Genomic DNA, 25599 nt, shown 5'->3' on the forward strand with positions numbered 1-25599 from the left:
AATTAATCCGTGTGTAAGCCAGTTGGCGACATCATTTTGGTGCAGGCGTGTGTGAAGTCGTCGACTATTCGACGTTATCCGCAACATCCGTCATCCGGATCATGTGCGGCTTGATACCGTCGTCTTCCGCCGTCGCGGCCTCCTTCGGATGAATCAGCGCTTCGAGCCGCGCCTTCGTCGCGATGAACTCGGGCGTATTGACCTGCGAATAGTCGCGCGGCCGCGGCACCGGCACCTCGATCAGCTCCTGCACCCCGCCCGGATTCGCCTTCAGCACCAGAATCCGGTCGGCCAGAAAAATCGCCTCGTCGAGGTCGTGCGTGATGAACAGGATCGTCACGTCGATGTTGCGCCAGATGTCGAGCAGGTGCGTCTGCATCCGCGCACGCGTCTGGGCGTCGAGCGCGCCGAACGGTTCGTCCATCAGCAGGATGCGCGGACGGTTCGCGAGCGCGCGCGCAATCGCCACGCGCTGCTTCATGCCGCCCGACAACTGGTGCGGATACACGTCGGCGAAACGCGTCAGCCCGACGAGATCGAGCCACTGCAGCGCCTCGCGCTCGGCCACGCCGCTGCTGCTGCCGTTCATTCGCAGACCGAACATCACGTTCTTCTTGACCGTGAGCCACGGAAACAGCGTATAGCCCTGGAACACCATCCCGCGATCGGCGCCCGGCCCGTCCACCGGTTTGCCGTCCAGCAGCACTTCGCCGCTCGTCTGCGCGTCGAGCCCGGCGAGGATCCGGATCAACGTCGACTTGCCGCAGCCGGACGGGCCGATCACGCACACGAATTCGCGCCGGTGCGTGCGGAAGCTGATGTCGTCGAGCGCGACGCACTCGCCCTGCGGCGTCGCGAAACGCTTGCCGACGTGCCGCACGTCGAGTATCACGTCGCGGGCCTTCAGTCGCGCGAAGCGCTCGCGCACCGCGTCGGATTGGATCAGGTAATCGGGGACGGCTTGCGGGTTCTGCATGATGCCCTCTGCGGAAATCGGTCGATGGGTACGGGGGGGCGAACGTCACGCTTTCAGCGTGCGGTCCCACGGAAAGAGCCGGCGGCCGAGCAGCCCGAGCACGATGTCGGTGCCGAGGCCGATGATCCCGATCATCAGGATCGCCGCATACACGTTGTCGAAATGCTGGTAGCGCGCCTGCTGGCTGATGTACCACGTGATGCCCGAACTCGTGCCGACCAGCTCGGCGACGATCAGATACGTCCACGCCCAGCCGAGCAGGATCCGCTGATCGCGATACAGGTCCGGCAGCACGCCCGGAATCACGACGTGCGTGAGCAGCTTCAGCTTCTTCGTGCCGAGCGTCATCGCGGCCTCGAACAGTCCGTATTCGAGCTTGCGCGTGGTGTTCGCGACGATCAGCACCTGCTGGAACAGCGTACCGATCACGATGATCGCGATCTTCGGCGCGTCGTAGATGCCGAGAATCGCGACCATCAACGCGCCGAACGCGGGCGCCGGCAGATAGCGGAAGAACTCGAGGAACGGCTCCTGCAGCCGCGCGAGCGCACTGAAGGTGCCGCAGACAATGCCGAGCGGCACGCCGATCGCGGACGAAATCACGAAGCCCCAGAAGATGATGCGGATGCTGTGCCACAGGCTTTCGTGCAGCCACACGCCGTCGCGCGACGCGGGCGGAGTCGTGAACGCCGTGTAGAACGCGCGCAATACCTGGTGCGGCGCCGGCAGGTACACCGGATTCGCGCGCTCGCCCTCGGGCACCGCCGCTTGTGTCGCACGCGCATGCGCGCGCTCGTCGTCGAACACGTCGCGGTCGATCTGCATGCCGGTCTGGAAATAGTCGACGCTGCCCGGATTCGTGATGCGCATCTGCGGATGCCAGACGAACGGGACATAGCTGATCAGGCACCAGACGGCGAACGGCAGCAGGAAGGACGCCAGCCCGAGCGTCCATTTGCCGCGCGTGGTCAGCTCGCGGCGCACCGCGAGCCAGCCGGTCGTGTTGCGGGTCGTTGTCATCGGAATCTCCGTATCGTTTCGGGTGCCGGTCGCGCGGATGCCGCGGCATCGCGCGACCGTGCGTTCATTGCAGTGCGTCGCGGGCCGCCTGCGCGCGGTAAGCGCGCCAGCCGCCGAAGCGCGTGATGTCCTGCGCATCGTCGAGCGCCACGCTTTCGCACAGGAAGCCCTGCACGCGCGCACCGTCGGCGAGTGCCAGCGTGCCGATGCCGAGCGGCGCCGCGATACCGGCGACGAAACTGCCGTACGCGTCGACCGGTATCTCCCAGACCTCGACCGCGATCGGCGCGCCGCCGTCCGGCACGCGCACGAGGCCCGGCTTGGCGACGCCGCCGCTTGCGTCGGCGGACAGCGCATAGAGACGATAGGCCGGCGCGGTCGTGGTCGCGGCGACGAAGCGCGCGCCACGCTGCGTGAGCTGCCCGTTCAACGGTTCGCCGCGCAGATGCGCACCGACGACGGCCACCCGCACGACGCCCGCGGCTGCGGCACGCGCCGGCGTCGCGGCCGCGGGTGGCCGAACGTCGTCGAGCGCGGCTGCGCCGTCGCCCCACGCGTGCGCGAGATCGAGCAGCCGCGCATCGTCGTGCGCGCGGCCCACGAACGTGATCCCGAACGGCAAGCCCGCATGCGGCCCGGTCGCGCACGTGCCCGCAGGCACCGCGATCGCCGACAGGTCGAGCAGGTTCACGAAGTTCGTGTAGTAGCCGAAGCGCGAATTGATCGCGATCGGATCGGCGTCGAGCGCCTCGACGGTCGCGGTCGTCGCCGAGGTCGGCATCACGATCGCGTCGAGGCCGTCCCACGCGCGGGCCGCCTCGACGCGCAGCGCCGCAAGCCGGTCGAATGCGGCGAACGCATCGGCGGCGCTGAAGCGCGCGGCGCCGCCAATGATCTCGCGGATCACCGGATGCAGCGCATCGGGCTCGCGCGCGGCGAACGCGCCGATCGCGGCGAGCCGCTCGGCGACCCACGGGCCGTCGTACAGCAGCCGCGCGGCCGCCAGGAACGGTTCGAAGTCGATCTCGACGATCCGCGCGCCGGTCGTACGCAGCCGTTCGAGCGCCGCGCCCCACGCCGCGCGATACGATTCGTCGCCGAAGAATTCGAGCTGATCGGCACGCGGCATGCCGAAACGCAATTGCCCGAGCGGCCGCGCCGGGTCCGCGCGCAATCCGTCCGCACCCAACAGCGGCTGCCACGGGCGCCCGTACGGGTCGCCTTCCGTCACGCCGTGCGCGGCGGCGAATACGGTGCGCGCGTCGTCCGCCGACCGCGCGAACACCGACACGCAGTCGAGCGACCGGCAGGCCGGCACCACGCCGAGCGTGCTCAGCACGCCCCGTGTCGGCTTGAGCCCGACAAGCCCGTGGAAGGCGGCCGGCACGCGCCCGGAGCCGGCCGTGTCGGTGCCGAGCGAGAACGTCGCGACGCCGAGCGCGACCGCCACCGCCGACCCGGAACTCGACCCGCCCGACGCATAGCGCGGGTCGAGCGCATTGCGGCATGCGCCGTAAGGCGAGCGCTGCCCCGAGAGCCCGGTCGCGAACTGGTCGAGATTGGTCTTGCCGACGGGAATCGCGCCGGCCGCGATCAACCGCTCGACGACGGGCGCGCTGCGTGCCGGCGTGTATGCGTAGGCGGGACAGCCGGCCGTCGTCGGGATGCCGGCGACGTCGATGTTGTCCTTGATCGCGAACGGCACGCCGTACAGCGGCAACGACGCGATGTCGCGTCCGGCCAGCGCGTCGGCGTACGGCATCATCTCGTCGCGCGTCAGCGGCCGGATCCACGCATGGTGCGGATCGCCCGCGTCGAAGTGCGCGGCGATCGCGTCGACGAGCGCATGCGGCGTCAGGTCGCCCGCCGCGTAGCGCGCGCGCAGCGCGGCAATCGAGTGCCGCCCCGGCAAAACCGGGCGTTTCGTCGTGCTCATGCGACCTCCTCGGCGGCGCCCGCCTTCATCACCATCAACCGCTGGCCAGCCACCACCGCAGCGCCTGGCGCGCAATCGATCGTCTCGATCGTGCCGTCTTCCGTTGCCGTCACCGCCACCTCCATCTTCATCGACTCGACGATCGCGACGACCTGCCCTTCGGTCACGCGCTCGCCGGCTTCGACCAGCACTTTCCACACGCTGCCCGACACGTCCGCGGCGATCGCGCGCTGCGTGTCGTCGAGCGCGCCCGCTACGCGGTCCGCGTGCGCATCGCCCGGCTCCCCGTCGCCGACGTATTCCGCGTGGCCGGCCGCGCGCCAGCGCTCGCGCTCCGCGTCGAACGCGGCCTGCTGCGTCGCCTTGAACGCGGCGATCGACTCCGCCTCGTCGTGCAGGAAGCGGTTGTATTCGCGCAGATCGAACACCGATTCCTCGATCTTCAGCGTCGCGCGGCCCGCGATGAAATCCGCCCGCAGCGCAGTCAACTCGGCCTCGCTGACTTCGTAGAAGCGGATCTCGTCGAAGAAGCGCAGCAGCCACGGTTTGCCGGCTTCGAATTCGCGTGTGGTGCGGTGGCGATTCCACATCTGCACGGTGCGGCCGACGAACTGATAGCCGCCCGGCCCTTCCATTCCGTACACGCACAGATACGCGCCGCCGATGCCGACCGCGTTCTCCGGCGTCCACGTGCGCGCGGGGTTGTACTTCGTCGTCACGAGCCGGTGCCGGGGATCGAGCGGCGTCGCGACGGGCGCACCGAGGTAGACGTCGCCGAGGCCCATCACCAGATAGCGCGCGTCGAACACGATGCGCTTCACGTCGTCGATGCTCGCCAGGCCGTTGATGCGCCGGATGAACTCGATATTGCTCGGGCACCACGGCGCGTCGGGCCGCACCGACTGCATGTAGCGCTCGATCGCGACGCGCGTCGACGGGTCGTCCCACGACAGCGGCAGATGCACGATGCGGTTCGGCACGCGCATGTCGGCCACGTCGGCGAGTTCGCGCTCCGCGGCCTGCAGATGCGCGAGCAGCGCGTCCAGCGGCAGCGTCCGTGCATCGAACTGCACCTGAAGCGAGCGAATGCCCGGCGTCAGGTCGAGCATGCCGGGCAGCCGGTGCGCGTCGAGCCAGCCCATCAGCGCATGCACGCGAAACCGCAGGTTCAGGTCGAGCACGAGCGGCCCGTATTCGACCAGTACGTTGCGATCGCCCGAGCGCCGGTAGACGACGCCGATGCCGCCGCCGGCCGACGGGTCGCGATGCAGCACGCAATCGTCGGATGAGCCGGATGCAGCAGCAACGGCGGCAACGTCACGCGTCGCCTCAGCGATCGCGGCAGCGGGTTTCCCGGTCGATATCCCGACCGACACGTTCGCGCGCACGAACTGCACGGTATCGCCCGGTCGCAACTGCCCGAGCTTCCACAGCTCGTCGCGCACGACCGTCACCGGACACACGAAGCCGCCGAGGCTCGGCCCGTCCGGGCCGAGAATCACCGGCATGTCGCCCGTGAAATCGACGGCGCCGATCGCATACGCGTTGTCGTGAATATTCGACGGATGCAGCCCCGCCTCGCCGCCGTCCGCGCGCGCCCATTGCGGCTTCGGGCCGATCAGCCGCACGCCGGTGCGGCTGGAGTTGTAATGGACGGTCCACTGCGTGCCGTAGAGCATCGCGATGTCGTCCGGCGTGAAGAAGTCCGGCGCGCCATGCGGACCGTCGAGCACGCCGAGCGTCCACGCATGCGTCAGCGCGGGAATATCGGCCGCGGCCAGCGTCGCACCGGCGTTGCCGCGCCCGGCGTCCGCGTGCAGATGCAGCACGTCGCCCTTGCGCAACGCGCGGCCGGCATGGCCGCCGAACTGACCGAGCGTGAAGGTCGCCTTGCTGCCGAGATAGTCGGGCACCTGCAGCCCGCCGTTGACGGCGAGACACGCGCGCACGCCCGCGCCCGTCACGCCACCCAGCTTGAGTACCGCCCCCGCTCGTGCGCGCACGACCTCCCAGAACGGCACCGCTTCGCCGTCGAGCGTGGCCGTGAGCGGCGCGCCGCCGAGCACGAACAGCGTGGCGGTATTGAAGCGCAGCGTCGCGCCGACCATCGTGAATTCCAGCCCGGCCGCGTCGCGCGCGTTGCCGAGCAGCGCGTTCGCGAGGTCGAACGCGCGATCGTCCATCGGCCCCGACGGCGGCACGCCGACGCTCCAGTAGCCGACCCGCCCGGGCGCCTGCTGCACGGTGGTCTGCACGCCACCGTCGAGCACGTCGATCGTGTGCGGCGCGAATGCGAAGCGCGACAGGAACGCGGTCGTCGGCGCGCCGCGCGCGAACGTGTCGGAACCGACGACGGCACGCAGGTAGTCGAGGTTGGTCTCGATCCCGTACAGCTCGGTCTGGTCGAGCGCGGCGCGCAGCGCGCCCAGCGCGTCGCGCCGCGTGTCGCCATGCACGATCAGCTTCGCGAGCAGCGGATCGTAATGCGCGCTGATCTCCGTGCCCGCGTCGATCCAGCCGTCGACCCGCACGTTGTCGGGAAACGCGACGTGCGTGAGCACCCCGGCGCTCGGCTGAAACTGCTTGTTCGGATCCTCCGCATAGAGCCGCACCTGGATGCTCGCGCCGCGCGGCGCGACGGCGAGCGTGTCGAGCGGCGGCAGGTCGCCTTCGGCCTGCAGGATCATCCATTCGACGAGATCGACGCCCGTCACTGCCTCGGTCACGCAATGTTCGACCTGCAGCCGCGTGTTCACCTCGAGGAAATAGAACTGCCGCGCGGTCGCGTCGAACACGAATTCGACCGTGCCGGCCGATGCGTAGCCCACCGCGCGCGCGAGCCGCACCGCGCTCGCGTGCAGCGCATCGCGCTCGGCGTCGGTCAGGTCGGGCGCGGGCGTTTCCTCGATCACCTTCTGGTTGCGGCGCTGCACCGAGCAATCGCGTTCGCCGAGCGCGATCGCGCCGCCGTGGCCGTCGCCGAAGATCTGCACTTCGATGTGCCGCGCGTGTTCGACGAACTTCTCGAGATAGACGCCCGCATGCGCGAAGTTCGCAGCGCCGAGCCGCACGACGGATTCGAACGCCGCGCCGAGCTGCGCGGCATCGCGGCACAGCGACATGCCGATCCCGCCGCCGCCGGCCGTGCTCTTCAGCATCACCGGATAGCCGATCGCATCGGCTTCGGCGAGCGCCGTCGCGACGTCGTCGAGCAGCCCGGTGCCGGGCAGCAGCGCGACGCCGTGCGCGGCCGCGAGTTCGCGCGCGGTGTGCTTGAGTCCGAACGCGCGCATGTGATCGCCGAGCGGCCCGATGAAGCGCAGGCCCGCCGCTTCGCATGCGTCGGCAAAGCCCGCGTGCTCGGACAGGAAGCCGTAACCGGGATGCACGGCCTGCGCGCCGGTCTCGCGCGCGGCGGCGAGGATCGCCGCGACGTTCAGATAGCTGTCGGCGGCCGGTGCGGGCCCGACACGCACGGCTTCGTCCGCGAGCGCCACGTGGCGCGCATCGCGATCGGCATCCGAATAGATCGCGACCGATGCGATGCCGAGGCGCTTCAGCGTGCGGATCACGCGGCACGCGATTTCGCCGCGGTTCGCGACGAGGACTTTGGCGAATCTCATGTTGCCTCCCGCAGCGAACGTGTCGGCCCGGAGTAGCGCTTCAGCGCGTACTCCGGCCCCATGCAAAGCAAGTGAGCGTGGGGGCAGTTCATTCCGCCTCCCACACGATGAGGCGCACGGGCGTCGGGTTGTAGCCGTTGCACGGGTTGTTGAGTTGCGGGCAGTTCGAGATCAGCACCGTGACGTCCATCTCCGCGCGCATCTCGACGTACTTGCCGGGTGCGGAGATGCCGTCCTCGAACGTGAGTCCGCCGCGCGGCGTGACGGGCACGTTCATGAAGAAGTTGACGTTGCCGACCAGGTCGCGCTTGGTCAGCCGCGCGCCGGCGCCGCACGTGCAGTGCGCGATCGCGTTGAGGAAGCTGTCGCGGCAGTTGTGCATGTAACGCTTGTCGAGCGCATAGCGCACCGTGTTGCTCTCGGCCGCGCACGCGCCGCCGAGCGTGTCGTGACGGCCGCACGTGTCGGCGACGATCGTCGCCATCGGGTTGCCGTGGCTCGACACGAGTACGCTGCCCGCGCTCAGGTACAGGTTGCGCTGCGCGCGGATCGTGTCCTGCGCGCTGTAGCGCTCCTCGGGATCGTCGGTGCGGTAGAACAGCGTGTCGACGGCCTGGTTGCCTTCGAGGTCGAGAATGCGGAAGATCTGCCCGCGCTTCAGGTCGTGCAGCCACGGGTCGCCCGCGTTCAGCGTGGTGTCGTGGATCGCGTCGCGCGGGTCGAGTCGGCTTTCGATGATCGGCATGGTGTCGCTCCTCATGCGAACAGGCGGTCGGTGTTGGCGAAGCCGCGCGTGTTTTCCGCGCATGCGCGCCGGCACGGGTCGTCGTCGGGCGCGGCGCCGTCGGCCGGATACGCGCGGTACGCGATCAGCTTCACGGCTTTCGGCGCGTAGTCCGGACGCGGGTCGAGCGGATGCGGCGCGGTCGAGAACGCCGCCAGCGTATTCATCTCGAAGCGCAGATCGAACGCGCTGCCGGCCGGCGAATGTCCGGCGACGAAATCGAGCGCGCCGTCGTCGCGCGTGTCCAGCTTGCTGAAGAAGTTGACGTTCGCGGCGAGGTCGCGCGCCGACAGCCCGTATTTCGCGAGTTCGAGCACGAGGCTGTCGCGGCCGTTGCGGATCATCGCGTTGCGGTCGGCCTGATACGACGACGTGCCGTACTTGTGCGCGAACAACCGCGCATCGCCGACGCCGCCGAGCGGGTCGTGCCAGCCGAGCGTGTCGGCCGTGATCGACGCGATCACGCGCCCCATGTCCGTATACAGCGCATGGCCGCGCGTGAGATGCGCGGTGTGCTGCGCCTTCAGCGTATCGGCCATGTTGTAGCGTTCGAGCAGGTCTTCCTGACGATGAAAGACGGCGGACAGGTTCGCGCCGCCGTCGACATCGACGATGCGCAGCGCGAGACCGCGGCGCAGGATGCCGGACCAGTGGGTTCCGGCGGGAATCAGCGTTTCCCACGCGACGTGTGGCGGCGGGGCAAGGACGGTTTGGGGGCTCGGCGACATGGCGGCTCCGGGATCGGTTGGACAAAAGGCGTGAGAGGGCGACCGAACGACATCGCGACCTCCCGGGCTTTTATCCCTCCGTGGAGCCTCGCCGTTTCCTCTCATCGAGGCGAAGGCAAGACCGGATTGCTCTCGGACCAGGCATCGCGCGGCGCACGCCGCACGACCGGAACCCTAGCGATCCTGAAGATGATGCAAATTGCTTCGCACCTCTCGGGCATCGAATAAGCGAGTTGCATGCCAGCCGCCGCCTAATCACCGTACGACGCGGCCCTGTGGCGCGATGCCGCGCGGCATCCGGATGGCGGACGCGTTCGCTTGCCCTCGCGGCGGGCGCGCGGCGCACCATGCGCACGCAACCGCGCACCGGTGCAGTGCGCGTCGCGCGGGCGCGCACCGTGCGATCCGCGATGGCACGGGCATTGCTGAACTCACGCACCGTTACCTCATACCCGCTCCTTCATGAACAAGCTCGACCTGCTCCGGCGCGCGCTGCACGCGCTGTTCGCCGCCCGCTTCATCGAACTTCAGCGCACCATGCGTCAACGTTGAATCGCGTTGCCGCGCGCCGTTGGCACGCTTCTCGCTCGGCATGACGCCGAGAGGTGCGGCGGCGTCGCATCTTAGGGGTGCTAGGGTTCCGGTTCATCGAATGTCTGGTCCGAGAGCAGCCCGGCGCGGGTTCATCCGATCGCGAGACCGGATGCACGCGTGCTACACGGCGGGACAAAAGCCCGGGAGATTGGCGATGGCAACGGCCGTCGCGCCTCTCCGTGGCCGCCCCGTTCGTTCCGCATCCGCAGGAACCGGTCACGCAGCCGGCCCGTGTGTTCGCGCACGGGCCGTATCGACGATCCCGATCCCGGTCTCCTGGAGAACAACGATGACCCGTCCCGCCCCGGCGTTCCGCCGCCTGTCGTCCTTCCGTTTCATCCGTCATGCTTTGGGCGCCGCCGCCGCGGCCGCCACGCTATGGGCGGCGCCTGCCGCGCACGCTGCCGCACCGCTGAAGATCGGCTACAGCGACTGGCCCGGCTGGGTCGCGTTCCAGGTCGCGCTCGACAAGGGCTGGTTCAGGGAAGCCGGCGTCGACGTCGATTTCGAATGGTTCGATTATTCGGCGTCGCTCGACGCGTTTTCCGCAGGCAAGCTGGACGCGGTCGCGGCGACCAACGGCGATGCGCTCGTGACGGGCGCTTCCGGCGCGAAGAACGTGATGATCCTGCTGACCGACTATTCGGCCGGCAACGACATGATCGTCGCGAAGCCGCCGCTGCGAACCGTCGAGGCGCTGAAGGGCAAGAAGGTCGGCGTCGAGCTCGGCCTCGTCGACCACCTGCTGCTCGAAACCGCGCTGCAGAAGCACGGACTCAAGAACAGCGACGTCACGCTCGTGAATGCGAAAACCAACGAGCTGCCGCAGGTGCTCGGTTCGTCGGCCGACATCGCGGCGGTGGCGGCGTGGCAACCGAACGCGGGCGAAGCGTTGAAGCGCGCGCCGGGCGCACGCGCGATCTTTACGTCCGCGGATGCGCCGGGGCTGATCTACGATGCGATCACGGTCGCGCCGGCGAGCCTCGCCGCGCGCCGCGCCGATTGGGCGAAGGTGGTCAAGGTCTGGTATCGCTGCGTCGCGTACATCAACGATCCGAAGACGCAGGCCGATGCGGTCAAGATCATGTCGGCGCGCGTCGGGCTCGCGCCGGCGCAATACCTTCCGCTGCTGAAGGGCACGCACCTGCTGGACGAAGCGGCTGCGAAGCGTGCGTTCCGCAAGGGTGACGGGCTCGATTCGATCTATGGCTCGACGCGCAATGCGAATGCGTTCAACGTGCGTAACGCGGTGTACAAGCAGTCGCAGGATGTCGATGCGTATATCGATTCGCGGTTCATCGACGCGCATTGACGGCAGCATGCCCGCCGGCGCGGCGATGTACCGCGTCGCGTCGGTGGGCAACGCGTGTCGGCCGCATGCTCCATACTGGAGTAACCTTCCGCCATGTGCCCGGTTGAATGGCTGCGACGCTGATTGATCGTCGCGGCGAGATGCGAACGGTTGTTTGCAAGCCGTTGCCGAAGGCGGCGTGGATCGTCCGCTGCCGACCCTTTGGAGACGTTTCCGTAGCCACGCTCGGAACGTCCGAGTTCAAAATTGAAACGGACAGCCGCGATGAGCAGCGAGCTCGCGCGGCATATTACAGACTTCAAAACCGCTTCACATCTGAAGAAATAGAACGCGCAATGATTGAAATTCGAAACGCGGTCTCATTGCCCGGGAAACTCTTTCATCGCCATGAGTTCAGTCCAAGTAACTCTTCTAATTGACGTGAACATTGCCGACTGGTCTTCGAAAAGCACCTCTTCGCGAGGATCGTCGATTGTGATCGGAATCCTCATGCCGCCAGGTGAAATAGTTCCCGTTCCCAGCACTCCATTTGCAGACAGGATGACCCCCACGTTTTTCTGGCCCCTTGCATAAGCCTCCGACACCCCCTGTCGGAGCCACTCCCAATCGACGTCAATGGTGGAAAGCGATGGTCTAAGGTGAAGAACGCCATGCGCCAACCAATCGGAGGCCGAAAGACATGCACGCCAACTTTTGACAAGTGTAGCGGGTGACACTTGATCGATCGAATGTGAATTAACCTTGTTCAGACCAAGCTCGGACGTCAATCGATTAAGTTCTCGTATTCCTTTAGGTAAAAGGCCGCCCTCATCTCGAAATTTGGTGAGCTCGTCAAGCACGAATTCAGTGGCTGATCTGATTTCTTCCTCGATAGCTTTCGTTGCTGCCGTACGGTAATCGTCGTCGATCAGCGAATCTATTGTGCTGTCATCAAAAATCGCAGCTCCGTTTACTCCGCAGATAAAAGCGTTGATGTGCCCGCCTGATCCCATTAAGAAATCCTCGCAAATCCATTCCACGAGACGATCGAATTGATCAATGTCAAACTTAAGTGGATTCGAATAAAATCCAATGGGATCCGCAGGTCGAGTAATATCTGCCGAATCTGCCAAGAGGGACATCTCGTCAAGTGCCAGCACCAAATCCATCCTATTCCAGAGGAATCGGCACAGTAAAGGGCCAGCGGGTTCTGTGTCAGATTCCCTTTGTAGATTCTCTCGAAGAAATCTATCAAGTCCAACAAAGACACCAAGCTGAAAAGCATCTGACCAACGTACATTGCCGCTGCCGAACAGCTGTGGACGCATGAACTGCGCAACCAGCGACAATGCGACGTCGGGATTCCGCCAATCTCCTTCTCCTTTTTGCAACAATAGCTGTCGCCATGCTCGAACCGAGGGGTTCGCCACGTACTCGCGCGCATATCGACCGAGAGCCCCCCAAAATTCGCAGATCAAGGGTTCAGCTCGGAGCGACAGCGATATCTTGTCCTCACTCCACGTGGATGGGGATTCCCATACAGGCCGTGACACCTCTGCGAGCAGCGAGGCAGCGGATTCGCAAATAGAAAAGAACGAGCTTGAGTGGCCGCTAGGAAAAAAATCGCGACGAACTTTGTCGAGCGCGCCTGCGAGCGCGCTTGATTTTGAATTGCGCCCAGACTGCGAGGCTTCATAGATTGCAAATGGCGACACTGAGCAAACCGTTATACAGTATGCGTCGGGTGAGGGGGCCGAGTGGTCCCGCCATAGAAGGACAAATCCGTGACCTCCCGCGACATCACCCTCCCGCGCGATCAGTTCTACAGCGGTAATCATCTGGTGAGGTACATATTCCGACGCTGTTTCATCCTCGGTGTGCCAAGGCTCCAGCGAGCTGCCTGGAGTATCGAACTCATCCTTTCTATAGAGAGTGAGCTGTGATGTCGCAAGTGCCTCATTAGGCAGAAAGACAGAACCGGTGATGGTCCATGCCTTGGGAATCCGTGTTCGTAGCGTAAGTGCTCCGTTCTCGTTTGAGGCATGCAAGCATAGAATATTCTTTCCGGACCAAGTAATGGCGGCGGAAACGCCATGATCCATCAGAGTGTTCCACTCTGTAGATAGGATAATTAAGCAAATGTCTCGCTCGGCAAGCAGTGGTAAATGATTTTTGATCTCTTGCTCGTATGCCGCCAATTCTGAAACTGCCTGCCGCCCCGGGGAAGATGAGTTTTTGAGTTCAAACAGGACAATGCTTTGCAGTTCCGGACTGAAGCAGACAATGTCCGGGCGAAGCGTTTCCGACTCTTCCAGTGAAACGTCTGTATCGGAACTCAGGATCACCAAGTTATCTAGCGCATTGAGTACCCTCGCGCCCGCGCGAATGGAAGCGCTTCTACACAGGTAATCGATCGAAAAATGTGGAAGAATATTGGCTGCCACCTCCTCGTGCTTCCCTCGCAATTTCGCAGTGTCGGTGATTAGCGTTGGTAATTGCTGACTCCGAATTGCCTCCAAGACCAAGGCTTGAAGTTCTGCTTCAGATGAGAATTTTTTCATAAAATTTTTCTTGTTGAAAAATATAATCGTTCGGAGAAATATCGGCTTCTCGATGGAATATCCGATGTTTACGATCACTCACGAGTTCATCGCAAGCCCGACTGCGTAACGAGAGCCGGAGTACCTCGAGCTAACGGCAGGCTAGCGTGGAACTTGAGAACGCGATTGGATGTCAGCTTTGGACTTGGCACGGACATCAGAGTGCCCTGCTGGACGACGCATGTTGGCCGATAGCGGCCTCTCGCCACCCCGCCGACCGCAAGCCCGGCGAATCATTCCCCTGCCCGCGCTCCCCGCCTCATATGCCTCTCGGCAACCGCACCGTAAAAACGGTTTCCGTCTGATCCGACCGCGCGTCAATCCGGCCGCGATGCGCCTTCGCGATTTCGTTGGCGATAAACAACCCGAGCCCCAGACCGGCATCGTCGCCCGTCCTTCGCGAACGATCATCCTCCCCGCGCTCGAGCGGATCGAAAATACGGTCGAGCGTGCGCGGATCGATCGCCGGCCCGCTGTTGCCGACTTCGACGACCACTTCGGCGCCGGTCGTCGTCGCCACCACCCGCACCGGTGTATCGTGCGTGCCGTACTTGACGGCATTGCTCACCAGATTGCTCAGCAACTGCTGCATGCGCTGTTCGTCCCACTCACCCCGGAGGTCCCCACGTATATCGACGGTAATTTCGCGATCCGGATGACCCGCCCGCAGCTCGTCCACCACATTGACGAGCACGTGCGCGAGATCGATAGGGCGGGGAACGACGTTGATGCCCAGCCCGAGCTGGGTTCGATTGAAATCGCAGAGATCGTCGAGCAGGCCCTGCATGCGACCACCGCTTCTGATCAGCCGCGCGGCGGCCGCCGAGACTTCCTCACCCGCATGGAGCGCGGCAAGATACGACGCCGTGAGCTGGATCGTCTGCAGCGGCGTGCGCATGTCGTGGCTCAGCATGCCGAGAAACAAGTTACGAGCCTGTTCGACCTGTTCGGTAAAAAAAGCGACGGATTCCGCCAGCGCTTGATCGATCGCTTCGTTGAAGCGAATCATGTCGTCCATATCGATCGGGCCCGGCTGACACGCGTCGATCCACAGGCGCAGCACGCTGGCACGCAGCGCCCGATACTCGGCTGCCAGCTGGTTGATGTTGAAGCCCCGCCGGGCGCGCAGAACGGCATGCGTCTGGGCAGCCGTTTCGCGAGCGTCCGCCGGCTCGGGTGCGCGCCCCAGCGATTTTTCGTGTTGCGCTTCCCTCGTCTGCGGGGTCGCGATGTCCCTGGCGACGGCGGTCAGGATCTCGCGCGCGTGGTCGCGTAGCCCGTGCGAGGTCATGTTCCTCGCGGCCGGTAACAGCGTGGCGGCAAACGCTTCCCACTGCACCAGGATCGGTTCCATGTTCCGTACGATGAAATCGGAAAGACGCATGTCGCCCCTCACAACGGAATGAACGGTGGATCTTCTGTCGAACCGCACGATATCACGTGAATCACGGCGTTAGCCGAAGCGGGCTTCGATTCGCACGCCCGTCACGTCGGGCGGCCAGTATCGCCGATAATCGATTCGCGTCATTCCGGTTCCGAAGGGCGCCACCTTTCGACTGCCGCGACACCGGCAGCACGAACCTTGCTTCGCGCCCGTTCGACTTCCATCCAACGGCGGGATCGGCCGCCGCTTCCTGTCACGGCCGGCCGCCGGCACGAGATTGCACATGCCCAGGAAAAAATCCAGCCTCTGGTTGCGGCATCTTGAACTGTTTTCAGCGGCGGCCGGCGCACGTCCGAAGAAGCGCGCCGGCAAGCCGCGGCCGGCCGCAAAAAAAACCACCGCCAAGCTGGCTCAACGGCGCGCCAAGCCGGCCGCCCCCGCGCGCGCCGCCAAACGGCAGGGCACCGCACGCGCCCCGTCGGCCCGGCCGCCCGGCACCTGGCTCCGGTCGTTTCATTCGTCCGGCCCGAGCGCAGGCCGGCTCGTGAACCATCTGGCGTACGCGCTGTATCTTCCCGCGGCGCCCGTGACGACAGCGGGCATGCCGGCCGTCGTCATGCTGCACGGCTGCAGGCAGACCGCCGAATCGTTCGCCGCGGGTACGCGCATCTGCCGTCTCGCGGAGCGGGCGGGGTTCGCCGTGCTGTTTCCCGAGCAGGCCAAAACCGCCCATGCGCACCGTTGCTGGCACTGGCATGGCGACGCGACCCAGTCCGAAGCCGCGTCCGTCGCGTCGCTGATCGACGCCATCGTCCGGCGCCACGGCTTCGATCGCGACCGGATCTACGTGGCCGGCATGTCCGCCGGCGCCGGGCTCGCCGCGGCGCTGGCGCTCCGCTATCCCGACCGCTTCGCGGCCGTCGGCCTGCACTCCGGGCCGGCCGTCGCGCCGCCGTCGTCGACGATGGCCGCGATGAACCTGATGCGCCGCGGCCTCCGCGACGATCCGATTCACGCGCTCGACGCATGCGTCGACGTCGCATCCTATCCCGGCATGCCGGCCTTCGTCATCCATGGCCGGCTCGATACGGTCGTGACCGACCGGAACGCGACGCAGCTCGGCATCGCGTTCGCGCGGCTCAACCGGCTCGTCGACGAACACGGAGCGATCCGCGTCGGCGAGCAACGCAGCTACGCGCAGGACGATGCGGACTACATCGACTATCTGAAGGGTGGACGGCTGGTCGTCAGGGTGTGCATCGTCCGCGGGCTGCCGCATGCATGGAGCGGCGGCGATCCGGGCGAACCATTTCATTCCGCGACGGGGCCGGACGCGACCGCGATGTTCTGGCATTTCTTTCGTCGTCAGCGCCGCAAGCGGTTGGCGTGACGCGCGACGCTCGCGCCGGCCGCCATCGCGTCGTCATGCCCGTTGCTCCAGCGCCGCCGCGTTCGCGCGATCGCCGGCACGCCGAACCGGCAACCGTATCCGGAAGGTCGTGCCGCGCCCCGGCTCGCTGGTCACGTCGATGGTGCCGCGATGACGCTCGACGATGCCGTGCGATACCGACAGCCCGAGCCCCGTACCCTGCCCGACCGGTTTCGTCGTGAAGAACGGATCGAAGATCCGCCGGACGACGTCGGGCGTCATGCCGGCGCCGGTGTCGCTGATCGCGATCGATACCTGATCGCCGTCGCTCGACGTACGGATCGTGATCACGCCGCGCTCCGGAATCGCCTGCGCCGCGTTGACGAGCAGGTTCATGAAGACCTGGTTCAACTGCGATGGCAGGCATTCGACCTGCGGGACATCGCCGTAATCGCGCACGATGTCGGCCTTGTACTTGAGCTCGTTGTGGACGACGTTGAGCGTGCTCTCGAGGCCCGCATGCAGATCGACCACGCTCCATTCGTCGCTGGCCGGGCGCGAGAAATCGCGCAAATCCTGCACGATGCGCCGCACGCGCAGCGCGCCGTCGATCGATTCGTCGATCAGCATCGCGATCTCGTCGCGGACGTAGTCGAGATCCGCGGCACGGTGCACGGCCGCCAGCGCGTCGCGGGTGGCCGGATCGAGCTGCGGCAGCGTGGCCTCATGCGCCGCGACCACGTCGAGCAGGCTGCGCACCCACGTCTTCAACGTATTGAGGTTGGCGCTGACGAAGCCGATCGGATTGTTGATCTCGTGCGCGACGCCGGCCGCGAGCTGGCCGATCGACGCGAGCTTTTCCGACTGCAGCAATTGCTCGTGCGTTTCCTCGAGCGCATGCAGCAGGCGCCGCTGTTCGTCCTTCTCCTGTTCGAGCAGCGCGTGCGCGGCCTTGCGTTCGTCGATCTCGGTCGCCATGTTCTCGCGCGTGCGTTGCAGCATCTGCGTCGTCTGCTCGTAGCGATGCAATGCGCGTTCGAGTTCGCCGGTTCGCAACCGCACGAGCCGTTCGAGCGTGTCGGTCATCCCGCGCAGGAACGTTGTGCGCGCATCGAAACGGCACACCAGCAGCGTGACGACCAGCGTCGCCATCGTGAACAACGCGACCGTCGTCGCGAGCCACGGCGCGTCGACGCCGTTCGCGGCGCCGCACCGCGCATCCGGCGCGAAATGCGCGGCCGCCATCGCCGTGTAGTGCATGCCGGTAATCGCGATGCCCATGATGACGGCCGCGCCGATGCGTTGCGCGGTCGCGTAGCGTGCCTGCTGCATGCGCAGCGCCTGCGCGATCCACAGCGCGGCCGTCGACGCGATCACCGCGATGCCGATCGACGCGGCGAACAGCGCGGCATCGTAGCGAATGCCGGGCTGCATGTGCATCGCGGCCATCCCGGTGTAGTGCATGCCGGCGATTCCGCCGCCCATCAGCACACCGCCCGCGCACAGCCGCCGCCAGCCCAGCCGTGCGCGCGTGACGACATTCAGCGCGAAATACGATACGAGCACCGCGATCGCGAGCGAAGCGCCGGTTTCCCGCCATGCGTAGCCGAGCGGCACCGGCAACGAAAACGCGAGCATGCCGACGAAATGCATCGACCAGATGCCGGTGCCCATCGCCGCCGCGCCGCCGCCCAGCCATGCGCGCTTCAACTTCGGATTGTCGAGCAGCGAAATGAATGCGGCGAGGTCGAGCGTCGTATAGGAGGCCAGCGTCGCGATCGCGAGCGACAGCAGGACGAGCGGAAGGTTGTAGATGCCATGCATGATCGGACGCGCGGAACGGGTTGATTGCATCGCCGCGGTACGGGCAGTCGCGCGCACCGCGGCCATCGGGCCGACGTTCGACGTCAGGCCGGCGGCGCGCCTGCGTTGGGAGCGTGCGTCTGCCCCGCCGGACGGGCCAGCACGAGAATGTCGAACGGCGTGCCCTCCCGCGTTTCGAAGCGGCGCACGAGTTCGATCTGGTGCGCGGACATCACGCTGCCTTTCGTCATCAACAACACGCCGCGATGCGTGCGCAGATCGTCGGCAAGCTCCATCCCTTCGCGCAGTTGAGCCGACCGGATTTCGGCGACGGACGCCGCGATGCCGAGACTCTCCGGATCCCGCATCAACTCGACGAAGCGGGCGACCAGTTGCGGGTCGTAACGCACGCCTGCTTGCGAGTGCAACACGTCGATCGCCTGCTCGATCGAATGCGGCGCACCGATTTCGCCGTGGCGCAGCCCTTCGAAATCGCGCGCGATCGCGACGATCCGCGATCCGACCGGGATCGCGTCGCCGACCAGACCGTCGGGCGTGCCGCGACCGTTGAAGCGCTCGTACTGGTGCAGCACGATCGACGCGACCTTGTGCAACTGGGCGACCGGCGTCAGCACCATCTGCGCGCGCAGCGGATGCTCCTGGAACACGCGGTGCTCGTCCGTCGTCATCCGCGAGAGCGGCTTGCGCAGCAATTCGTCCGGCAGCGACAGCTTGCCGATGCCATGCAACAGTCCCGCGAAATAGACGTCCTGCGCATGCAGTTCGCTCATCCCGGCGGAAAGCGCGAGCCGGCGCGCGATCTCGCCGACCCGCATCGCATGCCCGCTCGCGGCCCCGCAGCGCAGCTCGATCATGCTTGCGCACACCTGAACCATCGCCGTGAAGCTGCTTTTCAGGTCGCTCTGCGCCGCTTCGAGGAACATCACCGTCTGGCCGAGCTCCTCCGTTCGCGCACGAACCTGCGTTTCGAGATCCGTATTGAAACGGCGCAGCGCTTCATTCTGCGCTTCCGTCAGCGCCGCCAGCCGGGCCGCTTCGCGGCGCAGACGGCGCTGCTCCAGCGCGTGCTCGATGGTCAGCAGCAGGTCGTGATCGTCCCACGGCTTGTTCAGGTAGCGATACACGCCGCCTTCGTTGACGGCCTGCATGACCGACGCGATCTCCGCATAGCCGGTCAGCAGAATGCGCATCGTGTCCGGGTACAGCTCCCGCGCGCGCGCCAGGAATTCCGCGCCGCTCATGTGCGGCATCCGCATGTCGGACACGATCAGGTCGATTTCCGTCGACGCCAAAATCTCGAGCGCGGCCTCGCCGCTGTCGGCGGTCACGATGTCGTAACCGGTGGGCCGGAACACGCGCCTGAGCGCGGACAGCACGTTCGGTTCGTCGTCGACCAGCAGGATCGACGGTACGCGGGCCGCGTCGCCGGATGCCGCTGCGGTGTCGGACGTTTCGGGCGGCACGGCGTTCACGCCGTTTGTTGCAGATGTCGTCATAATCGGCCTCGGATCAATTATTTACGCCCTCTCTGCAACATCGGCCGGGGCCGCGTTTTCCGCATTGGTGGAAACGCTAATGCGCGCGTGTCGATTTCAACCGGAATGCATCACGCGAATGCTGCGTCGTTGCCGCGCCCGGTTCGCGCCGGGAGTAGATGTCCCGTTCCGCTTCGTCGGTTTGCACGAAGCCGTGCCGTTCGCAGAAGCGGTTCGAATCGCTGCCGCGCAATGCGCCGACGCGAACGGGCATTCGATGTTCGTCGGCGTCGGCCAGGATCTCGCGCAGCACGGCGGCGCCGATGCCCCTCCGCTGATGCGCGGGCACGATGTACAGGTGGTCGAGCAGCCGGTCATCCGCCATCGGACGAAGCGTGTAGAAGCGCGCACGCGAATGGTCGGCTTCGATGAAGCGGCATCGCGCCGCGCGAACGACGCGGGAAACCGGTCGCGCGCACGCTGCGGATCGAAACGGCCGATGCGCTCGAGACTGTCGCGGATCGCGGCGATGCGGATCGCGACGAGGGCACCGGCGTCGGCGCGCGTGACGGGGAAGAAGGCCGGGGCCGTCGTCACTGGCTGACGAGATGCGGGCGGAAGCAAGCGCTCGGCCCGGCCAGGCGCGCCGCCGGGCGTCGAGAACGCGTGATCTCGTCAGCGCGCCTCGCTGCCTTGCGCTTGCATGAACTGACTCCGGACATCTTCGCTCAACACGGACTTCGGCGGCACGCCTCTCCTCGATCGGCGAGCGCGAAGCAAGCGAGCCGACGCGATCGGCTCAACGAATAAAAAACGCTGGCCAGTAAGCTGGCCAGCAAAAGGTTCTGGCGATCCGAGGTTGAGTGTGCCAGAACCGCATACATTGAACGGCGTACGTGTACCAACGGACGGGGACGGCCAACGACCTGCCCCGAAAATCGGGACGCCCGGCTCGACCCCGCGCAACAATCTGTGATCGCAGTTCAGGCCGGGCTAACGGATGCTGCCAGGCGAGCGCTCACGCCCGCAAGCTCGAACGCCTCGCCGGGATTCGGCCCTTCCCATGTTGCGATCATCGCGTCGGTCGGCAGATAGTCGGGATCGGCCGACGCGACGCCGGCCCACAGTCCTTGAGACACCTGTCTGCCATGGAGATAAAAGTGCAGCTCCCGGCCGGCGCGCTCGCAAGTACACCTGATTCTCCCCACCGATTGGCCCAGCCCTCTGATCTGTGCGACCTGGTTGCGATCCAGCTCGAACATGGCGCTCACCACCCCGTCGCAATCGACAATGCCGATCATGTTGCTGTCATCGGTGAATGTCCACGACGGATGCGGCGTGCCCAAACGCAGCATGAAAAAATCTGCGGATTCTGAACCAATCATCATGTTTCTCCTGCAACGATACGTCGTTCTACTCACTGTAACTTGATGAAGACGCTCGCTCATCCAATGCCCTCTCGTCGCCGTGCCTGGATGCTCGAGTGGACATACGCCAGCGCCTTGCAACAGGCGGGCGCAACATGGAAACGCGCACCGCCCGTCGCTTCCGGAGCCCCTACACGCTTGCCCGCCCCGTCACGGTTTCCGCGGCCGTACTCTCCGAACCGGAAAGCTTCACCGCCACGGCGGCGGCCGCCGTGCTTCCGTAGACGTTGAGGGCGGTTCTCCCCATGTCGAAAAAGGCGTCGACGCCCAGCAGCAGCAGCACCGCATCGGCCGGCAACCCGATCGACGTGAGAACGATGGTGATCGCGACGATCGCGCCGGACGGCACGTTGGCAGCTCCATCGATGGTGACGATCGTCAAAATCAAGATCGTGATCACCAGCGGCCAGGACCAGACGAGGTGATAGGCGTCGGCCAGATACCCGACCGCGAGGGCCGTGTAGAGGACCGCGCCGTCGCGATTGAAAATATAGGCAAGCGGCAAGATCGTGGACGCCACGCCGTAGGGCACGCCCAGTTCAACCAGCTTCTTCAGATGCAACGGGTAGGTAATTTCGGACGAACGTGTCGTGAACCCCAGGATCAGCGGTTCCTTCACTTTTCTCAGCACGGCGAGCGGCGACTGACCGGCGACGCGAATGACGATGGTGAGCACCACCGCCAGAATCGCCATGCCGAGATAGGCCACGCCCAGCAGTTCGATGAGCGAGTGCGCGCCTGTAAAGCCCTTCGCTGACAACAGCTGCGCGATCGCGGCGAAGATCGCGAGCGGCGACCAGGCGATCACCCACTGGATCATCTTGAACAGCCCCGACAGCAGCGCCTCGAAAACGGCAATCGCAGGCTCGGCACGCTCCGGGGCGGCCGACAATGCGGCGCCGAAAATGACGCCGAAAACGAGCACCGGGAGCGAATTCCCCGCGGCAAGCGCAGCGACGATGTTGGCGGGGATCAAATCGACCAGGAATTTCGTCCAGTCGATGCTGGACGCGAGCGCGGCGGGCATCGATCCGGAGTGAGTCAGGCTCGCCCCGAGCCCCGGTCGAAATGCAAAGTTGAGCAGCAGGCCGCACGAGGCAGCCAGGCCGGTCATAAGAACGAAGAAGCCGATACTGGACAGCGCGACCTTTCCGAGCCGCTCGCGCAGCCGGCCCGCGCGAAAGACCCCGACCGTGACCGACAGGAAGATCAGCGGCATGACGACCATCTTGATCGCGTGGCCGAACATCGTGCTGAGAAAGCCCAGCTTCACGGCGAAGCCCGGTGCGAACACGCCGCAAGCGACGCCCAGCACAAGTCCGCCAAACATTTGCATCGGGAGGGAAAGCCCTTTATTTTTCGTGTTCATGCCGTGCCTTTAGCAGTTTTATCCGTGCCGGCGTGCCGTCAACGATGTGATTCCACATATGCTGACGCGCAAGCTCGCCGTCGTTCGCTTCGATTGCGTGAAAGATGTGCAGGTGCTCGATCGTGCCGCGCCGAACGGTTTCCGCGTCGCCACGCGGGAGTTCGTTCAGGGCCAAGGTCTGGGCCCGCAATAAACCATACGCCGACGAGATCCGGACGTTCCGTGCGGCAGCAAACAACTCTTGATGAAACACCCAACCGATACGTTGCTCGAGCATGATGTCCGCGACGTCCCGTTCGATCAGCTCCTGCATTTTTGCCGCGGCCTCGCGAAGGCCCGCCGTTACGCCCGACTTCGCTGCAAGAAACGCTGCGGTACTCTCGAGGGCCAGCCGCATTTCAAAAATTTCGCGAAGATCGCTGGTAGTCGGCGACGCGACATAGGTGCCACTCTTTTCGACCACGACGACCAGCCCTTCGGATTCGAGCAAATGCAATGCGCTGCGCACCGGCATCTGGCCGAAACCCAGTTCGTCCGACAGGCCTCGGTGAGATACTTTCTGCCCAGGCGCAAGACGGCCGTCAAAGATCCTCGATCGGATCTCGTCGTAGGCCAGTTCTGCATCTGTCGATACTTTCAACGTCATCTGTGATCGCAGTTAGCGTATGATTCAAAAAAAGAAACAGGTAGGAAATTACCCTTACTCGCCATGCCCGGCAACTGCTAATTTTGCGAGTGGGTATGCCGAAAGAGAATTGGAAGAAAATCCGCGTTACGAAGAGAGCCGATAATTATATGACTTCACAAGATGTGCGCTTTACCATCTGTGCCGTCCGTGCGGAAGAAACCTATCCCCTCAGAGCCGCAATCCTGATGTCCGGAGATGAAGAGGGAAGCGCGTTACACGGAGATCACGCCCCCACGACGATGCACTTTGCCGTTCGTGACAACGACAGGATCGTTGCAGTGGCATCGGTGTGTAAAGAAGCACAATCCGGCGCTTTGAACACTGAAATGTGGCGCCTTCGCGGCATGGCCGTCGATCCGTCGGTACGCGGCCTGGGATTCGGACGCCTGCTGGTCAATCTGTCCATTCGCCATGTGCGCGAACAGCGTGGCGTCCTGCTCTGGTGCACGGCGCGCGAATCGGCATATCCATTCTATGAAATGCTCGGCTTTGAGCGGGACCCGATACCGATTTCAATGCATGGCCGCGACGACATGAAATTCTATTTAATGCAACGCCGGATCGAATGCTGAGTTTCGTTCGCGATTGACGTTCGATTGGAATCGGAGGCCGATGTCAGGCGCTGGCTGCCGACCCGGAAAACCGGTTCGCCCGGCGTCCGCATGAGCCGGTTCGCCCGCGTAAAACCCTCCGACGCACTGCGACATGCGAAAAACCCGCTGGCGGCCAATACGAACAGATACTCAACAATCGCCTTTTCCGTTTCGATTATTGCAATCCGGGAATAAATGGAACGATTACAACCGGTATTGCCTGATCGTCGCCCGTCGTGGCCGGCCTCTTGAAGCCGGTGATTGCTCCCCACCCACCCAATCCGAATTCGCTTGCCGTGGTCGAGATCATCAGCGTGACGGCGCGGATCGCGATAACACGTCGCCTTCGTGCCGGCGCTTGTAAGGGAAATCCCGTAAGACGCCCCGCAATCAGACGAGATTAACTTATATCAAACAAATTTTGACCAGAATTTATGTTCCTGATATGGTCTTTGCACTTGCAAAGTGCGGCCAGGCCGTATTGGCGCCCGCCGCCAGCGGCTGAACCGGACGCTTGACCAGTCCACAAGGATGGCCGATGCGACAACCGAGCAAGGGAAATTGTAAGGACCACGAAGTGAGCTGATCTCGCATGCCGATTTGGCGAACATGACGGCGGCCTCGCGACCGAGACGACGCGCAGGCCATGCACCGTCCGCTGCATCCGGATACGACAAAAGCCGTTTCACCCCATCCCGAAACTACTCCTGACCGTGAAATGCAGATGAAAAACAAAAAAATCAACATCAGCGTTATCGCTGTTGCCGCCTTCGCAGCATCTTCGGCAGCAATGGCACAGTCGTCGATCACCCTGTATGGCATGCTCGATGCAGGTATCGGTTACACGTCGAACATCAACGGCCACAGCAGGTACGGCCTCGATGGCGGCGCCGCGGGTTCGAACAAGTGGGGCCTCAGAGGGCAGGAGGATCTCGGTGGCGGCCTCCAGGCGGTATTCAAGATCGAGAATGGTTTCAACATCGGGACAGGCGGCATAGGCGGCCAGGGGCCGATCGGTTCCACCCGTTCGCTGTTCAACCGCCAGGCTTACGTGGGCCTTGCGTCCAATCAGTACGGCGCGTTGCGCATGGGGCGCCAACTCGACGCCGTGACGGAAATGGTTCAGGTCCTGACGGGTGACGCCATTTCGGCGTCGACCTTCTCGACGCCGGGCGACGTCGACAACAACGACAACACGACGAACCAGAACAACGCGGTGAAGTACATTTCGCCGATCATCCACGGCTTCCAGGCCGAAGCCGCGTACTCGTTCGGCGGCGTGGCCGGTGCAACGGGTTCGGGGCAATCGTGGTCGGCGGCCGCGACCTACGCTCAAGGTGGCCTGACGGTCGCCGGCGGCTACTTCCGTGCGGCCAACCAGGGCGAGAACGGATGGTTGAACGCAACGGCGCAACCGAGCTTCGGTGGCGCGCTCGGCTATCCGAGTTCGGGCTACAACGGCGGCAATGCGTTCAAGAGCGCGGGCATCGCGCAAGTCGCCGCGCAATACGAGGTCGGTCCGTACACGGCGGGCCTGCGCTACTCGAACGCCCAGTACAAGGGCAACGACGGCCAGCCGTCGATCCACTTCAACGTGCTCGGTGCGCTGCTGCAGTACCGCGTCACGCCGGCACTGTCGCTGGCGACCGGCTACACGTATGTCTACGGTTCCGCAGCCACGCCCACGCAAGCCGCCGAAGGTCGCACGATGGCCTCGATCAACCAGGTGTCATTGGGTGCAACGTACTCGCTGTCGAAGAGCACCGCGCTGTATGCGATGGGCGCCTACGTGCATGCCAAGGGTGCGCAGGCTTCCGCTGCGGACTTCGGCAACACGTCGTCGGGCGGCAACCAGGTTCAGGTCAACATCGGCATGTTCCACGGCTTCTGATCGCCGGCTCGCAACACCGGAGCAGTG

At 64.8% G+C, this 25599-nt stretch carries 17 protein-coding genes, 1 pseudogene and 2 riboswitches; of the genes and pseudogenes, 4 read left to right on the forward strand and 14 right to left on the reverse strand.

All coding sequences use genetic code 11. From position 1 onward, the window contains the following. Positions 1 to 64 precede the first annotated feature (64 nt). The 6 genes from CFB49_RS34115 to CFB49_RS34140 form a co-directional block, all read right to left on the reverse strand. Positions 65 to 976, reverse strand: a complete 912-nt coding sequence (locus CFB49_RS34115) for an ABC transporter ATP-binding protein (protein WP_069619902.1) — start codon at positions 974 to 976, stop codon at positions 65 to 67. Between the two features lie 45 nt (positions 977 to 1021). After that, positions 1022 to 1996 carry an ABC transporter permease gene (locus CFB49_RS34120; protein ID WP_089437986.1) on the reverse strand — a complete coding sequence of 325 codons (975 nt, stop codon included), beginning with the start codon at positions 1994 to 1996 and terminating at the stop codon, positions 1022 to 1024. Positions 1997 to 2060: 64 nt separating this feature from the next. Then, complete coding sequence (gene atzF, locus CFB49_RS34125) at positions 2061 to 3932, reverse strand: allophanate hydrolase (protein WP_089437987.1); 1872 nt, start codon at positions 3930 to 3932, stop codon at positions 2061 to 2063. Beyond that, positions 3929 to 7555 carry an urea carboxylase gene (gene uca / locus CFB49_RS34130; RefSeq protein WP_089493587.1) on the reverse strand — a complete coding sequence of 1209 codons (3627 nt, stop codon included), beginning with the start codon at positions 7553 to 7555 and terminating at the stop codon, positions 3929 to 3931. Before uca ends, atzF begins: the two co-directional genes overlap by 4 nt. An 88-nt stretch (positions 7556 to 7643) precedes the next feature. After that, positions 7644 to 8300 carry an urea amidolyase associated protein UAAP2 gene (locus CFB49_RS34135; RefSeq protein ID WP_089493588.1) on the reverse strand — a complete coding sequence of 219 codons (657 nt, stop codon included), beginning with the start codon at positions 8298 to 8300 and terminating at the stop codon, positions 7644 to 7646. Between the two features lie 11 nt (positions 8301 to 8311). Then, a complete protein-coding gene (locus CFB49_RS34140) occupies positions 8312 to 9067 on the reverse strand; it encodes an urea amidolyase associated protein UAAP1 (protein ID WP_089437990.1) in 756 nt (251 codons plus the stop codon). Positions 9068 to 9124: 57 nt separating this feature from the next. Next, positions 9125 to 9256, reverse strand: a riboswitch (guanidine-I (ykkC/yxkD leader). Positions 9257 to 9688: 432 nt separating this feature from the next. Next, positions 9689 to 9810: riboswitch (guanidine-I (ykkC/yxkD leader) on the forward strand. A gap of 140 nt (positions 9811 to 9950) precedes the next feature. Here CFB49_RS34140 and CFB49_RS34150 point away from each other — a divergent pair. Then, positions 9951 to 10973, forward strand: coding sequence for an ABC transporter substrate-binding protein (locus tag CFB49_RS34150; protein WP_089493590.1), 1023 nt, complete (start codon positions 9951 to 9953; stop codon positions 10971 to 10973). 359 nt (positions 10974 to 11332) lie between these two features. Here CFB49_RS34150 and CFB49_RS36155 read toward each other — a convergent pair whose 3' ends face one another. Further along, positions 11333 to 13591, reverse strand: a complete 2259-nt coding sequence (locus tag CFB49_RS36155) for a hypothetical protein (RefSeq protein WP_143329357.1) — start codon at positions 13589 to 13591, stop codon at positions 11333 to 11335. A gap of 220 nt (positions 13592 to 13811) precedes the next feature. After that, complete coding sequence (locus tag CFB49_RS34155; protein WP_089493591.1) at positions 13812 to 14936, reverse strand: sensor histidine kinase; 1125 nt, start codon at positions 14934 to 14936, stop codon at positions 13812 to 13814. A 283-nt stretch (positions 14937 to 15219) separates the two neighbouring features. On the opposite strand from CFB49_RS34155, the gene CFB49_RS34160 reads away from it, so the two are divergent. Then, positions 15220 to 16326 carry an extracellular catalytic domain type 1 short-chain-length polyhydroxyalkanoate depolymerase gene (locus tag CFB49_RS34160; RefSeq protein ID WP_089493592.1) on the forward strand — a complete coding sequence of 369 codons (1107 nt, stop codon included), beginning with the start codon at positions 15220 to 15222 and terminating at the stop codon, positions 16324 to 16326. A 33-nt stretch (positions 16327 to 16359) separates the two neighbouring features. On the opposite strand, the gene CFB49_RS34165 is transcribed toward CFB49_RS34160, so the two are convergent. From CFB49_RS34165 to CFB49_RS34190, 6 genes and pseudogenes are all read right to left on the reverse strand, one after another. Continuing rightward, positions 16360 to 18129 carry a histidine kinase gene (locus CFB49_RS34165; protein WP_069620112.1) on the reverse strand — a complete coding sequence of 590 codons (1770 nt, stop codon included), beginning with the start codon at positions 18127 to 18129 and terminating at the stop codon, positions 16360 to 16362. An 83-nt stretch (positions 18130 to 18212) separates the two neighbouring features. Next, the gene (locus CFB49_RS34170) at positions 18213 to 19625 is read right to left on the reverse strand and encodes an HD domain-containing phosphohydrolase (RefSeq protein ID WP_089493593.1); all 1413 of its coding nucleotides are present in this window, start codon (positions 19623 to 19625) and stop codon (positions 18213 to 18215) included. Between the two features lie 76 nt (positions 19626 to 19701). After that, positions 19702 to 20201, reverse strand: a pseudogene (locus tag CFB49_RS34175) (GNAT family N-acetyltransferase). A gap of 386 nt (positions 20202 to 20587) precedes the next feature. Then, positions 20588 to 20992, reverse strand: coding sequence for a hypothetical protein (locus CFB49_RS34180; protein WP_089437996.1), 405 nt, complete (start codon positions 20990 to 20992; stop codon positions 20588 to 20590). 169 nt (positions 20993 to 21161) lie between these two features. Then, on the reverse strand, positions 21162 to 22400 hold the full coding sequence (locus CFB49_RS34185; protein ID WP_179234999.1) for a dicarboxylate/amino acid:cation symporter: 1239 nt from the start codon (positions 22398 to 22400) through the stop codon (positions 21162 to 21164). Then, positions 22384 to 23046 carry a GntR family transcriptional regulator gene (locus CFB49_RS34190; protein WP_069619887.1) on the reverse strand — a complete coding sequence of 221 codons (663 nt, stop codon included), beginning with the start codon at positions 23044 to 23046 and terminating at the stop codon, positions 22384 to 22386. Before CFB49_RS34190 ends, CFB49_RS34185 begins: the two co-directional genes overlap by 17 nt. A 149-nt stretch (positions 23047 to 23195) precedes the next feature. On the opposite strand from CFB49_RS34190, the gene CFB49_RS34195 reads away from it, so the two are divergent. Both CFB49_RS34195 and CFB49_RS34200 read left to right on the forward strand, forming a co-directional pair. Beyond that, a complete protein-coding gene (locus CFB49_RS34195) occupies positions 23196 to 23660 on the forward strand; it encodes a GNAT family N-acetyltransferase (protein WP_089493595.1) in 465 nt (154 codons plus the stop codon). A 745-nt stretch (positions 23661 to 24405) separates the two neighbouring features. Further along, positions 24406 to 25572 carry a porin gene (locus tag CFB49_RS34200; RefSeq protein WP_069620111.1) on the forward strand — a complete coding sequence of 389 codons (1167 nt, stop codon included), beginning with the start codon at positions 24406 to 24408 and terminating at the stop codon, positions 25570 to 25572. Positions 25573 to 25599 lie beyond the last annotated feature (27 nt).

This window comes from Burkholderia sp. AU17457 (assembly GCF_002223255.1).
GTDB classification, from domain to species: Bacteria; Pseudomonadota; Gammaproteobacteria; order Burkholderiales; family Burkholderiaceae; genus Burkholderia; species Burkholderia sola.

Bases quoted from the DNA above. Each gene is read 5' to 3' on its own strand.
- CFB49_RS34115 (WP_069619902.1), bottom strand. From the start codon at position 976: ATGCAGAACCCGCAAGCCGTCCCCGATTACCTGATCCAATCCGACGCG.
- CFB49_RS34120 (WP_089437986.1), bottom strand. From the start codon at position 1,996: ATGACAACGACCCGCAACACGACCGGCTGGCTCGCGGTGCGCCGCGAG.
- atzF (WP_089437987.1), bottom strand. From the start codon at position 3,932: ATGAGCACGACGAAACGCCCGGTTTTGCCGGGGCGGCACTCGATTGCC.
- uca (WP_089493587.1), bottom strand. From the start codon at position 7,555: ATGAGATTCGCCAAAGTCCTCGTCGCGAACCGCGGCGAAATCGCGTGC.
- CFB49_RS34135 (WP_089493588.1), bottom strand. From the start codon at position 8,300: ATGCCGATCATCGAAAGCCGACTCGACCCGCGCGACGCGATCCACGAC.
- CFB49_RS34140 (WP_089437990.1), bottom strand. From the start codon at position 9,067: ATGTCGCCGAGCCCCCAAACCGTCCTTGCCCCGCCGCCACACGTCGCG.
- CFB49_RS34150 (WP_089493590.1), top strand. From the start codon at position 9,951: ATGACCCGTCCCGCCCCGGCGTTCCGCCGCCTGTCGTCCTTCCGTTTC.
- CFB49_RS34155 (WP_089493591.1), bottom strand. From the start codon at position 14,936: ATGCGTCTTTCCGATTTCATCGTACGGAACATGGAACCGATCCTGGTG.
- CFB49_RS34160 (WP_089493592.1), top strand. From the start codon at position 15,220: ATGCCCAGGAAAAAATCCAGCCTCTGGTTGCGGCATCTTGAACTGTTT.
- CFB49_RS34165 (WP_069620112.1), bottom strand. From the start codon at position 18,129: ATGCATGGCATCTACAACCTTCCGCTCGTCCTGCTGTCGCTCGCGATC.
- CFB49_RS34170 (WP_089493593.1), bottom strand. From the start codon at position 19,625: ATGACGACATCTGCAACAAACGGCGTGAACGCCGTGCCGCCCGAAACG.
- CFB49_RS34180 (WP_089437996.1), bottom strand. From the start codon at position 20,992: ATGATGATTGGTTCAGAATCCGCAGATTTTTTCATGCTGCGTTTGGGC.
- CFB49_RS34185 (WP_179234999.1), bottom strand. From the start codon at position 22,400: ATGAACACGAAAAATAAAGGGCTTTCCCTCCCGATGCAAATGTTTGGC.
- CFB49_RS34190 (WP_069619887.1), bottom strand. From the start codon at position 23,046: ATGACGTTGAAAGTATCGACAGATGCAGAACTGGCCTACGACGAGATC.
- CFB49_RS34195 (WP_089493595.1), top strand. From the start codon at position 23,196: ATGACTTCACAAGATGTGCGCTTTACCATCTGTGCCGTCCGTGCGGAA.
- CFB49_RS34200 (WP_069620111.1), top strand. From the start codon at position 24,406: ATGAAAAACAAAAAAATCAACATCAGCGTTATCGCTGTTGCCGCCTTC.